Source organism: Tenacibaculum sp. 190524A02b, from assembly GCF_964036645.1.
Taxonomy (GTDB): Bacteria; Bacteroidota; Bacteroidia; order Flavobacteriales; family Flavobacteriaceae; genus Polaribacter; species Polaribacter vairaonense.
In genome coordinates, this window is sequence record NZ_OZ038525.1 from 2,325,959 (window position 1) to 2,340,709 (window position 14,751).

Genomic DNA, 14,751 nt, shown 5'->3' on the forward strand with positions numbered 1-14,751 from the left:
CTCTTCATTCAACTACTTCTCGATAGCTCTGCTGAGCGTAGTCGAAGTACTATTTTCTTTCGATTTCGATATACTTAATCTCCAGAAAATCACTCGAAGTAACAACCTCTTTTTTATTTATTGTTCCCTTTTATAAAGATTACTTCACTCCGTAAACTTCGTTCGTAATGAAGGGATTCAACGTCATTGTGAGGTACGAAGTAATTTACTTTCCTTCGAATTCAGAATTTAATCCTTCTAAAACTACTTCTGTTAAATCAGCACTTTTATCTGCGTACATGATGTTACCGCCTCCGCTAGCTCCAAAAATGATTTTGTAACCTTTTTTCTTTCCGTATTCTTTTACATAATCATTGATATCATTCACCACAGTTTGTGTCGCTTTTTTATCTTCTGATTGGATTTGTTTTTGAATAGCTTGTTGGTAGTTATTAATTTGTTGTTGTTTGTTACTTAATAACTGTTGCTTTAATTCTAATTCTTTTTTAGAGAATTTTGAGCGCTCTTTTTCGTATAGCTTTAATTCTTTTTGCCAATCAGTTACCAAACTGTCTACATTTGATTTTAGCACTTTTGCCTTTTTCTCAAACTCAGCACGAACAACCTTTGTACGTTTATAACCATCTAATAATTTATTTACATCTACATATACTAAGTCTGATGAACTTTGTGAATAGAAAAATGTAACGATTGAAAATACTAGTGCTAAAACACTTAAGGGTAAAACAATTTTTTTCATGATTTATATCTTTTCTTAAAAAATTTAACGGCGCAAATGTAGTTCTTTTTAATCAACCACAAAATATTTCCCCACAAAAAAAAAGCCACAAAACAATAGTAATGTGACTTTTATCTATAAATTTAATTTCTTTATTCGTATTCAAAAGTACCATACTTACTTTGTATGGTTAGCTTTTTAGTAGCTGATGCTTCTACGCGGCCTATAACCTTTGCTTCTACATTGTATTTTTTTGAAATTGCAATTAAGTCTTCCGCGATTTCAGGAGTTACATACAATTCCATTCTATGTCCACAATTAAATACTTGATACATTTCTTTCCAATCGGTTTTTGATTGCTCTTGAATCAATTTGAATAAAGGTGGTATTTCAAACATATTGTCTTTCACCACATGATTCTCATCAATAAAATGCAAAATTTTAGTTTGCGCACCTCCTGAGCAATGAACCATTCCATGTACTTTATCTGATTTATACTTTGAAAGTATTTCTTTTATAATAGGTGCATATGTTCTTGTTGGTGACAACACCAGTTTCCCTGCATCTATTGGCGATTCTTCTACTGCATCCGTTAATTTTGTTCCTCCAGAATACACTAAATCAGAAGGAACCGATGCATCAAAACTTTCTGGATACTTTTCAGCTAAATATTTATGGAATACATCATGACGGGCTGATGTTAATCCGTTACTTCCCATTCCTCCATTGTACTCTTTTTCATAGGTTGCTTGACCAAAAGAAGCCAACCCAACAATTACATCACCCGCTTGAATATTTGAGTTGTCAATTACATCTTCTCTTTTCATACGAGCTGTTACTGTAGAGTCTACAATAATAGTACGTACTAAATCACCTACATCTGCCGTTTCCCCTCCTGTTGAGTGAATGGTTACTCCAAACTCTTTTAACTCAGCTATCAACTCTTCTGTTCCGTTAATTATAGCTGAAAGAACGTCTCCCGATATTAAATTTTTATTGCGTCCTATAGTTGACGATAACATAATATTATCTGTAGCACCTACACATAACAAATCGTCAATATTCATAATTAACGCATCTTGTGCGATTCCCTTCCATACAGAAACATCTCCTGTTTCTTTCCAGTACATATATGCTAAAGAGCTTTTTGTTCCCGCTCCATCTGCATGCATTATTAAACAGTACTCCTCATCATTTGTTAGATAATCTGGTACTATTTTACAAAATGCCTTTGGAAACAAACCTTTATCTATATTTTTAATTGCATTATGCACATCTTCTTTAGAGGCAGATACTCCTCTTTGTGCATATCTTTTAGAAACTTCTTGACTCATATTCTGTTTGTTGTGTTGTTGCCTGCGAAATTACTTTAAAACCCTAAAACTTTCAAAGGAATTGTTACTTTTTAGCTTTTTCAATTAACTGGATCCATTTTATGCTTTGTTTTTTCTTCTCAACACGATTGGAACGGTTTCGGCACTTACTTTTTTCTTCTCTAATAAACTTTATAAACTAGAATTTTCTATTCGTTTATTGTTCATTTTTTTGCTTGTCCAAAAAAACGAACCAAAAAAAGGACACTTCTTCAATGAATTTTTCAGCTTAAGCTAAAAACCAAATATTTATTCCTAAAATCTTTCCAAGGATTCAAGATTTCTTAACGAAAGAAAATTCTATTCTGCGAAGAAGATTTGAAAAGCGCTGCTTTTAATCGCTATTTTTTATCCTATAAAATGATGGAAACTGCTTCTAAACTTACTTTTTTTTCTTCCCAACACGGTTGGAACGGTTTCAACACTTGTTTTTTTTCTTCTCAACATGGTTGGGACGGTTTCAGTACTTATCTTTTTCTTCTCAACACGGTTGGGATGGTTTCGGCACTTACTTTTTTCTTCTCAACGTGGTTGGGACGGTTTCGGTACTTACTTTTTTCTTCCCAACACGGTTGAGACGGTTTCGACACTTGTTTTTTTCTTCTCAACATGGTTGGGACGGTTTCGGCACTTACTTTTTTCTTCTCAACATGGTTGGGACGGTTTCTTCACTTGCTTTTTCCTTCTCAACATAGTTGGGACGGTTTCGGCACTTACTTTTTCCTTCTCAACATGGTTGGGATGGTTTTTGTCACATTATTATACATTTCGTTTATCAATCTTCACTTTTTTTCTCCTCTAGTAAACTTTATAAGCTAGGATTTTCTATTCGTTTATTGTTCATTTTTTTGCTTGTCCAAAAAAACGAACCAAAAAAAGGACACTTCTTCAATGAATTTTTCAGCTTAAGCTAAAAACCAAATTTTAATCGCAAGGGCGAAAGCCAAGAATTTAATTCCTAGACACCTTACATCAAATAGTTTTTTTATACTTTTAACTAGAGCCCCCTATAATTGTATCGTAACAACTTTTTTTCTAAAATCTTTCCAAGGGTTCAAGATTTCTTAACGAAAGAAAATTCTATTCTGCGAAGAAGATTTGAAAAGCGCTGCTTTTAATCGTTATTTTTTATTTCAATCAGACCAAGATAGTTCCAATACTTGTTTTGAAACCAAGAAACAAAGTTTTCGACTGCGCTCAAACTGACACAAATACACTCTATTCAACCTTATTTCTCTAGACCCCGAACAGCTATCAATTATTTAAACTAACTCAAAATACGCCAACCAATCTTTTTTTTAAAACAAATACTTGAAGTAACGTCTTTATAAGGTTCATAATTAGGTATAATACTATATTCATTCTTTCTATATAGGTTAACAGCAGGTAACATTGTTTTGCTAGTTTCTAAAATTATGTTATCAAACTCCGCTTCCTTAGCCCATTTTTCCAACTCCTTTAAAATACGTGTTCCAATATTATATCCTCTATAATTATCTTTTACATACATACGCTTAACCTCTACTGTTTCTTCTGTAATCACCTTAAACGCTCCACAACCAACGGGCACTTTATCTAAATAACAGATGACAACATTTTTTATATCGTTTAACTGATTCTGTTGTTTAAAAAAAGCATCATTCTCACCGTTTATTTTTGACAAATATGCATCCAACTCCACTGCTAACTCTTTAAATTTTTTATCTGTAGCAGTTGTTCTTTTTAATTTAATATCATTTTCCATTATTTCGTAAATAAAAGCTCTCTGTATTTTGTTAACGGCCATAAGTTATCATCTACCAACAACTCTAATTTATCCGCATGGTAACGTATTTCTTCAAAATAAGGCTTTACCTTATTACAATAAGTATCGGCATTCTTCTGCCCTGTTAACTTATTTGCTTGCTTTCGCTCCTCCGTCATTTGTTCTATTTTAGAATTAATTTCTGCTATATGATTTGATATTTTTTTAATTAATTCAATTTGTTCTTTAGCAAACCCCTCATAATGTTCTTCAAAAATTTCTTTTAACCCTTTTACATTTTCTATTAAAGTATTCTGATATTGAATTGCTGTTGGTATTACATGGTTTCTTGCTACATCTGCCAACACTCTACTTTCAATTTGAATACGTTTTGTATATTCTTCTAGTTCAATTTCATGACGCGCCTCTACCTCTATCTTACTCATTACCTTCATTTCTTCAAATAACTCAATTGCTTTTTTAGAAATCTTAGCTTTTAAAGCTTCAGGAGTTGTTTTATTATTACTCAACCCTCTTCTCTTAGCTTCTTTTTCCCAAGCTTCTCCATAACCATCACCTTCAAATCGGATTTTTTTTGAAGCTTTAATATATTCCCTCAACACATTAAATACTGCCTCATCCTTTTTCAAACTTTTTTCTTCTATTAATTTATCTACTTCTACCTTGAAATCTTTAAGCTGCTTAGCTATGATAGTATTCAATATGGTCATAGGCCCTGCACAGTTAGACCACGACCCTACCGCACGTAACTCAAACTTATTTCCTGTAAAAGCAAATGGTGAAGTTCTATTCCTATCGGTATTATCTAATAAAATTTCAGGTATTTTACCAACAATATTTAATTTTAAGTCTGTTTTTTCTTGTGGTGATAATTTTCCTTTCGTTACATTTTCTAATTCATCTAACACTTCTGACAATTGAGACCCAATAAATACTGAAATAATTGCTGGCGGTGCTTCATTAGCTCCCAATCTATGATCATTACTCGCACTGGCAATTGAAGCTCTAATTAATTCTTCATAATCACACACTGCTTTTATAGTATTTACAAAAAAGGTTAAAAATTGTAGGTTTTTCATTGGGGTTTTTCCAGGACTCAATAGGTTAACCCCTGTGTTTGTAGATAAACTCCAATTATTATGCTTTCCTGATCCGTTAATTCCTTCAAAAGGCTTTTCATGAAACAACACTTTAAAATGATGCCTTTGTGAAACCTTCTCCATTACATCCATTAATAATGAATTGTGATCTACTGCTAAATTAGCTTCCTCAAAAATAGGCGCCAATTCATACTGATTAGGTGCTACTTCATTATGTCTGGTTTTTACAGGAATCCCCAACAACATACATTCTTGCTCTAAATCACGCATAAAATTCATAATTCGAGCCGGAATTGTTCCAAAATAATGATCATCTAATTGCTGCCCTTTTGCAGAAGCATGCCCTAACAAGGTTCTACCTGTCATCATTATATCAGGTCTAGATGCTGCCAATGATTTATCTATTAAAAAGTACTCTTGCTCCCAACCTAAAGTAGCATTTACTTTAGTTACATTTTTATCAAAGTACTTACAAACCGCTGTAGCCGAATCATCTACTGCTTGTAACGCTCTTAATAACGGTGCTTTATTATCTAAAGCTTCTCCTGTATAAGCTACAAATACTGTGGGCACACACAGTGTTGTTCCGTATATAAAAGCAGGTGATGTAGGATCCCAAGCTGTGTACCCTCTTGCTTCAAAAGTGTTTCTAATTCCACCATTGGGAAATGAAGAAGCATCTGGTTCTTGTTGCACCAACTGACTTCCATCAAAACGTTCCATTGCTCCACCTCCTTCAATAGTTTCAAAAAAGGCATCATGTTTCTCTGCAGTTGCACCTGTTAGCGGCTGAAACCAATGCGTATAATGCGTAGCTCCTTTAGAAAGTGCCCAATCTTTCATACTTACCGCTATCTGATCTGCAATCTTCCTATCTATTTTAGTTCCATATTCAATGGCATCCATTACGCTTTGATAGGCTTCTTTTGCCATATGCTGCCTCATAGCCCTCTCATTAAACACATTTTCAGCATACAACTCCGATCTTCTTTTTCTCTCCTCAATCATTTCTGATTTTCTATTAAGTGTTTCTTGTAAAGCATTAAAACGAATAGCTGACATAGTATTAGTTTATAAATTTTGTTCAAAAATATAAATAATTCAAAACACCCCCTAAAAAAATAGGGGGTATTTAAAAAACAAACATAATTAAAAACAAAAAACCCCAATTTAAACCCCGCAAAAACCACCAAAAAACAACTTTACAAAAATTTAACCCTAAAAAATTTGGGGGTAACCAAAAAAATATTGATTTTTGTACTCAACAACACAACAACAATATTTTATATTATTAAAAAATAAAATTCATGAGTAGATCTAAATTAGAGTACATTTGGTTAGATGGTTACTTTCCAACTCAAAACATGAGAAGTAAAACTAAAGTTGTAGAAGACTTTAGCGGTAAATTAGAAGACTGTCCTATATGGTCTTTTGACGGTTCTTCAACAAAACAAGCTGAAGGCGGAGATTCTGATTGCTTATTAAAACCTGTAGCTATTTATCCTGATCCTGCTCGTGAGAATGGTTTTTTAATAATGACAGAAGTTTTAAATGCAGACGGGACGCCACACCCAACCAATGCACGTGCAAAAATTGACGATAATAATAATGATTTCTGGTTTGGTTTTGAGCAAGAGTATTTCATTATGGACACACACACACAATTACCTTTAGGCTTCCCTATTGGTGGTTATCCTGGTCCACAAGGTATGTACTACTGTTCTGTAGGTGGTAAAAACACACACGGAAGAGATTTTGTTGAAGAGCATGCTGATTTATGTATTGCTGCTGGTTTAACTTTTGAAGGTATTAATCAAGAGGTAGCTTCTGGACAGTGGGAGTTCCAATTATTTGCAAAAGGTGCTAAGAAAGCGGGCGATGAAATTTGGGTGGCTCGTTATTTATTAGATAGGCTTACTGAAAAGTATGGTTATTACATTGAATACCACCCTAAACCAGTAAAAGGTGACTGGAATGGTTCTGGTATGCACGCTAACTTCTCAAACACCTTATTAAGAACTTGTGGTAGCCAAGAAGTTTACGAACAAATATGTGAGGCTTTCCGCCCGGTAACAAAAGAACATATTGAAGTTTATGGTCAATATAACGACCAACGTTTAACTGGTTTACATGAAACTGCATCTATTAACGATTTTAGTTACGGTGTTTCTGATCGTGGTGCTTCTATCCGTATTCCTATTATCACAGTAGAACAAGGATGGAAAGGTTGGTTAGAAGATAGAAGACCTGCTTCTAATGCTGATCCGTACAAAGTAGCTGGTAGAATTGTTGAAACTGTAAAAAGTGCTAAAGTTAAAGTAACTGCTGATAAATAATAAATACAACAACACACAACACAACTAAAAAACCGCTAATTAGCGGTTTTTTTAGTTGTTAACTCTTAGAGTTTTTTTAGCCTCTAAAAAAGGTTGAAGGTAAAAGGTTTGAGGTAGAAGTTTTCTTCAATTATCAGTTATCAATACTCACTGAAACTTATTAACTTTTGAAAAGGTTGAAGGCGGAAGGTTAGTAAATTTTCAGTTTTTAATGATGTCCTTATTCTTTACTAAATATTCAATTCTTATAACCTTATAAAAAAGATTACTTTATTCCGTAAACTACATTCACAATGACAACTTAAATTATGAGTTTATGAAAACTAAAATTAAGCTCTAATAATTAAAAACTAACAACTCCTATTTTCAAAACTCTATTAGGCTATGGTTAGATACACAAAGGTTACATAACTTGCTAACAACACTACACCATCTCTCCACCCTAAACGCATTCCTTTTGGAATAAATACCAATGGTAATACTGCAAAAGATATAGCTAACATCCAATAGATATCATTATTAATTAAGCTTAATGCATCTGCTTTTACCTCAACAGGTGTTATCATAGATGTGATTCCTAAAACAGCCAAAATATTAAACACATTAGAACCAAGTAAGTTTCCTAGTGAAATTGCTTTTTCTTTATTTAATACCGCAATAATAGAAGCTGCTAGCTCTGGGATACTTGTTCCTACTGAAACTACTGTTACTCCAATTACCGCATCACTTACTCCTAAATTTTTAGCTAAAGTTACTGATCCGTTAATCAATAATTCAGAACCACCCCACAAACCTAAACCTCCAATAGCTAAAAATAATACTACTTTATACAAGGGCAATTCCTCATCGTCCTCAGGCATTTCATCTACTACAGCTTGCTTTTGAAACCTTAATAGATACACTAAAAAAGCTACTAACGCAGCAAATAAAATCATTCCTTCGTAGGATTGTATTACTCTGTCATTTACAATAAAAAAATACAATAACCCTGAAGCTATCATCATTACAGGCCAATCTGTTTTATAGAAACTTTTTTCTACATCAATAGGAGATAGTATAATCGTAATTCCTAATACCAGTGCTAAGTTTGCAATATTAGATCCTATTACATTTCCTACAGCTAAACCAGTTGCACCATCTAACGCAGATTTAACACTTACGATTAATTCTGGCGCTGAAGTTGCAAAAGAAACCACTGTCATTCCAATCACTATTTTAGGTATGTTTAAACGTAAAGACAAACCTACAGCAGCTTTTAACAACCAATTCCCTCCTAAAACTAATAAAACCAACCCTATAATAATGTAAAGAATACTCATAATATATTTTTGTGCGAAGATAATGTTTTGAAGTCTAATCTGAAATCTAATTTCATGTTCAAAAACATCTCTTTTTCTTCTTTTAAAAAGCACTCAAAAAAAGAGTTTCTTCAACTAACACAAAAATCAAACGTCCATTTTTACACTTAAAAAAAATCAAATTCCCTTTACTTTTTCAAAAACAAAAAAAAACGCCCTTATCTACCTAACTAAAACAAACCAAAAACACAAAATACAATTACACTATAAAACCAATCTAAAGAAAACAAAGTTTCATATTAAAACATTTTAAACCTTTTTATGTTAATATTAAAATGCAAACTAATTAATTCTATTCTATTTTTTTGGTGGTGTGATTTCCTTTCCTGTATATTGAAAAAACAATTCCGGAATTAACTATAATTATTAACTAAAAAACACTAAAAAAACTAATGATTACTGCCACTTTAAAACTATTTGTATTTATACTAAAAATTGTTACCGTATTTATACAATCTATATTTTAAATTAACTATTAAAACACTATTACTATGCTAACATTTATTGGAGTTTTATTAATTATTACCGGAATAGCCACTTTATTTACCAATACTATTTTAAAAGATAACAAATACCTAAAATGGTTTACAACCGCTAAAAGTATTCAAATAACTATTATTGGAATTATCTTTAGTATTATAACAGGAATGTTTTTCTATGCAGAACCTGGTACTGCTTATGCTGTACAATACCCTTGGGGAAGTCAAAAAGCTGTATTTAGACAAGGAATTAATACTAAAATGTGGGGACGTTTGATTCCTATTCAATTTGAAATGCCTATTAAATATGTAATTCCAAATACTGATGGAAACTTAGGCGATCAAAGTCAGTACGCCTATGTAGACAAGGCTAGACAATGGGAGTTTAACGATGCTGTTAAAGGAAAAATAGCCACCTCGATTGTTATTAGTATTGATATTTCTGATGAAGTTCAGTTTTTATCGGTTGCCGATAGAAACAAAACAGAAAAAAACTTAATACGTTCTCGTATTATACCCAATATAGATCAGTCTATAAAAAACACTTGTAAGCTAATGGCAGCACAAGATTACATTTCTGGTCAGGCAGCAGATTTTGATCGTTATTTTCAAGATCAGTTAGAAAACGGAATGTATGTTTTAGAAGAATATCAAAATAATGAAAAACCTGAGGTTATTGGAGACAGTACCATAGTTAGAACAATTCCTAACAAGGAATCTAGACAAAAAAGGTTTCGAATAAAATATATAGATGGGCAACCAGTCCGTGTAAAAGGAAACTCTTTAAAATCATACGGTTTAACAGTTGTACAAGCCGTAGTTACTGAAATTGATTGGGAAGCTACTTTTGACAATCGATTGCAATTACAAAAAGAAGAAGTTGCGCAAACACAGTTAGAGAAACAACAAGCTGAACGTGAATTTTATAGAGCGCAAAAAGAAAAGGCAAAAGGAGAAGCTGAAAAAGCAAAAGAACGTGCTAGATTAGAAAAAGCGCAGATACAACAAACCATTGCTGCCGAAACAGAAGCTAAAGTTGCCGAGTTTAACTTAGTAAAAGAAAAGAAACAGTATGAAGTTGAACAGTTTAAAGCAAAAAGTAAAAAAGTAGCTGCTGATGCACAATACTATGAAAATGCAAAATTAGTTAGTGCTGGATTAACACCACAGGAACGTGCTGAGTGGGAATACAAAACTGCTGTAGGTGTTGCTAAAGAGTTAAAGGATTTAAGATTACCTTCTACCTATATTGAAGGAAGTAAATCTGGCAACAATGGAAACTTATTACAATCTTTAATTGGTGCAGAACTAGCCAAAAAAATGATGGAAAAAGGAAAGAAATAATACTATAAAAATTGCTAAAAAAGAATACAGTCGTCGTTAAATGGGAGAATTTGCTATGACCTCAACTATAAAACAAAACAAAAAGAAAGATATATAAAAGTAGAGTGGCATAAACCACTCTACTTATTTAATACCATTTTTAACTTATTTTCATTATTTTTGATAGTAAACCTACTATAATGAAATTACAAGTATTTAAAGTACTAGCTAAACTTAATAAGATCATTTTACCGTCTTTCACCAAAAGACAGTTGGACATTACAAAAGCCTCTAAATTTCAATTAGCTATTATTGGTTGGAGGGCTTATGTTACTAAAAATTCTTTATCATAATTTAAAAAAGATTATCATGACAAATTATATTAATGTTTTTACTGGATCAACGATTCTTGTAAATCGTTTGGCCTACTTATTACAAGAAATTAAAATACCTTTTATTATTAAAAACGACAAAGAATCTGGAAGATTGGCTGGTTTTGGCACTACTGGAGATGCTGTAGAGTTACATATTTTTGATTCTGATTATGAAGCTACTAAAAACTTAATTGAAAATTTTAAAAAAGAAATTGAAAAATAATTTTTGATAAGCCAAAAAAGTTTATATATTTGCACCCGCAAAACAACGGCCTCGTAGCATAACTGAATAGTGCACTTGATTACGGCTCAAGAGGTTGCAGGTTTGAATCCTGCCGAGGTCACAAAGCTCTTTAAAATATTTTTAAAGAGCTTTTTTTATTCCTTCTTTTTACTTTCACATAGATATTTTATACATCCTATCTCTAAAAAACTACCCAAAAAGGGTGGGAAAACAAATTATTACAAAAAATATTTTTGTTGCATTATTCCAAAAAACTATTACATGAAAAAAATTATACTATTAATATTGCTTATCAATAAAATGACATTAGCACAAAACACTTTTGTCCCTGATGATAATTTTGAACGTGCTTTAATTCAACAAGGGTATGATAGTGAACCTTTAGATGATTATGTACCCACCGCAAACATTAGCACCATTAAAAGCTTATCTATTCAACTTAAAGGAATTGAAGACCTAACTGGTATTGAAGAGTTCACAAGCTTAGAAGAGCTAGATGTTACCGATAACTTTTTAACCAGCATTGATGTTTCTAAAAACAAAAAACTTACAAGACTATTAATAAGTGACAATCAACTTACTGAACTAAATATTTCAAAAAATGTCGCTTTGACACAACTTTATATCAACAACAATAGGCTTACTAGTTTAAATGTTACGAACAACATTGCTTTAAAAAACCTAGGTTTAAGTAACAATAATATTAGTGATATTGACCTTTCTAAAAACACTTTACTATCAACACTTCACTTATCTGAAAATAAAATTACCAACATTGATATTTCTAAAAACACATTGCTATCCTTATTTTTCATTTATAAAAACTCACTTACTTCCTTAGATGTTTCTAAAAATCCTTCTCTTTCTACGTTAAATATTCATAATAATCAGATTTCAACCATAGATATTACTAAAAATATTGCTTTAAAGAAACTGATTGCTTCAGGGAATAAATTGGAAGTTATAGATATTTCCAACAATACAGCTTTAGAACATCTTGACCTGACATCTAACATGCTGAATCAATTAGGCACTTCTAAAAACACGAAACTTATTTTCCTTTTAATTTCAGACAATAAGCTTACTCAATTAGACATTTCCAAGAATTTTGTTTTACAGAACCTATATGTTTATACTAATCAATTAAACCACCTAGATTTATCAAAAAATATCAAACTAACTCACTTTTTTGGCGATTATAATAATTTTACCGACCTTAATATTTCTAAAAACACCGAGTTAAATTTTATCAGCTTAAGATATAATCAACTAAAAAGTTTAGACATTTCTAAAAATATTAATTTAAATGGTTTATATATTGACTTTAATCAATTAACTCATTTTGACATTTCTAACAATGCGAAGCTGGATTTTTTTGAAATAAATAACAACTTATTGACTTCTTTAAATTTAAAAAGCGGCAATTATAAAAACCTTAGCCCTGTTATGTTTCAAAACCCTAATTTAACATGCATACAGGTAGATGACGAAACTTATAGCAATACACATTGGAGGAGTCAAAAAGATATCAGTGCTAGTTTCAAAGAAAATTGCACAACTGCCTCTTTAAAAGAAATTACTTTGGTAGACTTTAATATCTTCCCAAACCCAACTAAAAACTACCTTAAGTTACAAACTAGGTTCTCTATTGAAAAAACTGAAATTTACAACCTACAAGGACAAATTGTTGCTACTTATAATACAAACACTCCAATAACAATTTCTTCTTTAGCTAACGGCATCTACCTTCTTAAAGCCTACACTAAGAATGGGAATTCAAGTGTAAAACGCTTTATTAAATACTAATTTAACATTCCTTATTAAAAAGCTCAGTAGAGTACTGGGCTATTCTTCTATTTCACACTTCATAAATAACAATATCATTAAACAACACGTTAAACCACATACAACATTAATGAATCGCCCCAGTATAAACACACGGAATATCTAATCAAAAATATTAAAAACCTATTCAATACAAAACATCGAAAAATCCCTTTAACTATCGCTCATACAATTAAAATACTTAAAATTTTTAGTAGTACACTTTTTAAACTAACCAGTACTTTTAAGGGTTTTCACCTACCCAAAACCCCTTGAAAAAACACTTACAACCCCCACATTATCAAAACTTTAAAAAAAGGCTTTATTTTTATTGTGTTTACATTTTTGATAGCCTTTTTTTAATAATAAATTCACCTAATTTTCACAAGGATTGGCTATTTTTAATATTCAACTATTTAATATTTAACAACTTCCAAATGAAAATTCTTCACACAAGTTTTGAGTGTTATCCAATAGCCAAAGTTGGAGGCCTTGCCGATGTAGTAGGCGCTTTGCCAAAATATCAACACGACTTGAACACGTCCCCCACTGTGGTTATGCCTTTTTATAAAAACACGTTTGTTAAAAAGCAAAAACTAGAAGCAATTAGTAATGGTAAAATTGACATTAACGGACAACAATCTGATTATACAATTTTAAAAGTTACTACTAAAAACAAACCATACGAGTTATACCTTATTCAAATAGAAAATCTTTTGGATACCGAAGAAGTTTATGGTTATGAAGACGAAACTAATAGATGTTTAGGTTTTCAGTTAGCTTTATTAGACTGGATTATTAATAATGAACTATCTTTTGATGTTATCCATTGTCACGACCATCATACTTCTTTAATTCCTTTTTTTATTAATTACTGTAATAACTACAAGGAATTAGAAAACACACCTACCGTATTAACCATTCATAACGCCCAATATCAAGGTCACTTTTCTCATGATAAATTAGACACTTTGCCTCCTTTTGATTTTAAAGACGTAGGAATTTTAGATTGGTATGGTGCTATCAACCCTTTAGCAGCTGGTATAAAGTGCGCCTCAAAAGTAAACACAGTTTCTCCTTCCTACATGGAAGAGTTAAAAGAAAATGCTAATGGGCTTGAAGGTTTACTGAGAAGTGAAAGTGAAAAATGTACTGGTATTTTAAATGGTATTGATACGTCTGTATGGAATCCAGAAACAGACAATATGCTGGTTAAAAACTATAAACAAAGTAATGTGATATCAGGAAAAAGAGCCAATAAAAAAGAATTGTGCGATAAATACGGATTAAACATTGATTACCCTTTATTTGGCTTCATAGGAAGATTAGTTGGTGAAAAATCGGCCGATTTATTACCTGAAGTTATACAACAAGCCTTACAAGAACACCCAAAAATAAACATACTTGTATTGGGTTCTGGACATGAGGAAATAGAAAAACAATTAATTGACTTAAAAGAAGAATTTAAAGGCAACTTTAATACTCATATTGGATACGATGAAAAATTAGCACATTTAGTATATGCGGGTGCTGACTTTTTGTTAATGCCTTCTAGAGTTGAGCCTTGCGGACTGAATCAAATGTATTCATTACAATACGGAACCATTCCTATTGTTAGAAGAACGGGAGGTTTAAAAGATACTGTAGTAGACATAGGAGATGATGGTTTTGGTATTTGTCATGATCAAGCTTCAGTATGGGACATCTGTTATTCTATTAAAAGAGCAATTGCATTGTATCATGACAAAGATGCTTTTAGAAAAATTCAAAAACGCATCATGAAAATAGATCATTCATGGACTAAATCTGCTCAAGAATACATAGAACTTTATAAATCAATCTAACTTAACATATAAC

General features: G+C 31.8%; 11 protein-coding genes and 1 tRNA gene. 7 read left to right on the top strand and 5 right to left on the bottom strand.

Going from position 1 to position 14,751, the window contains the following annotated elements; translation table 11 throughout:
* Positions 1-205 precede the first annotated feature (205 nt).
* The 4 genes from ABNT65_RS09370 to ABNT65_RS09385 form a co-directional block, all read right to left on the bottom strand.
* The gene (locus ABNT65_RS09370) at positions 206-739 is read right to left on the bottom strand and encodes an OmpH family outer membrane protein (RefSeq protein WP_348747734.1); all 534 of its coding nucleotides are present in this window, start codon (positions 737-739) and stop codon (positions 206-208) included.
* 131 nt (positions 740-870) lie between these two features.
* Complete coding sequence (locus ABNT65_RS09375) at positions 871-2,052, bottom strand: AIR synthase related protein (protein WP_348738043.1); 1,182 nt, start codon at positions 2,050-2,052, stop codon at positions 871-873.
* 1,306 nt (positions 2,053-3,358) lie between these two features.
* Positions 3,359-3,835 (bottom strand): GNAT family N-acetyltransferase, encoded by a 477-nt coding sequence (locus ABNT65_RS09380; RefSeq protein ID WP_348747735.1) that lies wholly within the window; start codon positions 3,833-3,835, stop codon positions 3,359-3,361.
* The gene (locus ABNT65_RS09385; protein WP_348747736.1) at positions 3,835-6,018 is read right to left on the bottom strand and encodes a glutamine synthetase III; all 2,184 of its coding nucleotides are present in this window, start codon (positions 6,016-6,018) and stop codon (positions 3,835-3,837) included. The genes ABNT65_RS09380 and ABNT65_RS09385 overlap by 1 nt, the downstream gene beginning before the upstream one ends.
* 245 nt (positions 6,019-6,263) lie before the next feature.
* On the opposite strand from ABNT65_RS09385, the gene ABNT65_RS09390 reads away from it, so the two are divergent.
* A complete protein-coding gene (locus tag ABNT65_RS09390; RefSeq protein WP_348747737.1) occupies positions 6,264-7,292 on the top strand; it encodes a glutamine synthetase beta-grasp domain-containing protein in 1,029 nt (342 codons plus the stop codon).
* A 377-nt stretch (positions 7,293-7,669) separates the two neighbouring features.
* On the opposite strand, the gene ABNT65_RS09395 is transcribed toward ABNT65_RS09390, so the two are convergent.
* Complete coding sequence (locus tag ABNT65_RS09395; protein WP_412766855.1) at positions 7,670-8,611, bottom strand: calcium/sodium antiporter; 942 nt, start codon at positions 8,609-8,611, stop codon at positions 7,670-7,672.
* Positions 8,612-9,141: 530 nt separating this feature from the next.
* Here ABNT65_RS09395 and ABNT65_RS09400 point away from each other — a divergent pair.
* From ABNT65_RS09400 to ABNT65_RS09425, 6 genes are all read left to right on the top strand, one after another.
* Positions 9,142-10,473 (top strand): hypothetical protein, encoded by a 1,332-nt coding sequence (locus ABNT65_RS09400; RefSeq protein WP_348738038.1) that lies wholly within the window; start codon positions 9,142-9,144, stop codon positions 10,471-10,473.
* 179 nt (positions 10,474-10,652) lie between these two features.
* Complete coding sequence (locus ABNT65_RS09405; RefSeq protein WP_348704439.1) at positions 10,653-10,805, top strand: SsrA-binding protein; 153 nt, start codon at positions 10,653-10,655, stop codon at positions 10,803-10,805.
* A 16-nt stretch (positions 10,806-10,821) separates the two neighbouring features.
* Positions 10,822-11,049: a putative signal transducing protein gene (locus ABNT65_RS09410; protein ID WP_348704438.1), complete on the top strand. Its 228-nt coding sequence runs from the start codon at positions 10,822-10,824 to the stop codon at positions 11,047-11,049.
* 47 nt (positions 11,050-11,096) lie between these two features.
* Positions 11,097-11,170, top strand: a tRNA-Arg gene (locus ABNT65_RS09415).
* Between the two features lie 161 nt (positions 11,171-11,331).
* The gene (locus ABNT65_RS09420) at positions 11,332-12,876 is read left to right on the top strand and encodes a T9SS type A sorting domain-containing protein (protein WP_348747738.1); all 1,545 of its coding nucleotides are present in this window, start codon (positions 11,332-11,334) and stop codon (positions 12,874-12,876) included.
* A gap of 455 nt (positions 12,877-13,331) precedes the next feature.
* Positions 13,332-14,738, top strand: coding sequence for a glycogen synthase (locus ABNT65_RS09425; protein WP_348747739.1), 1,407 nt, complete (start codon positions 13,332-13,334; stop codon positions 14,736-14,738).
* Positions 14,739-14,751: the final 13 nt, after the last annotated feature.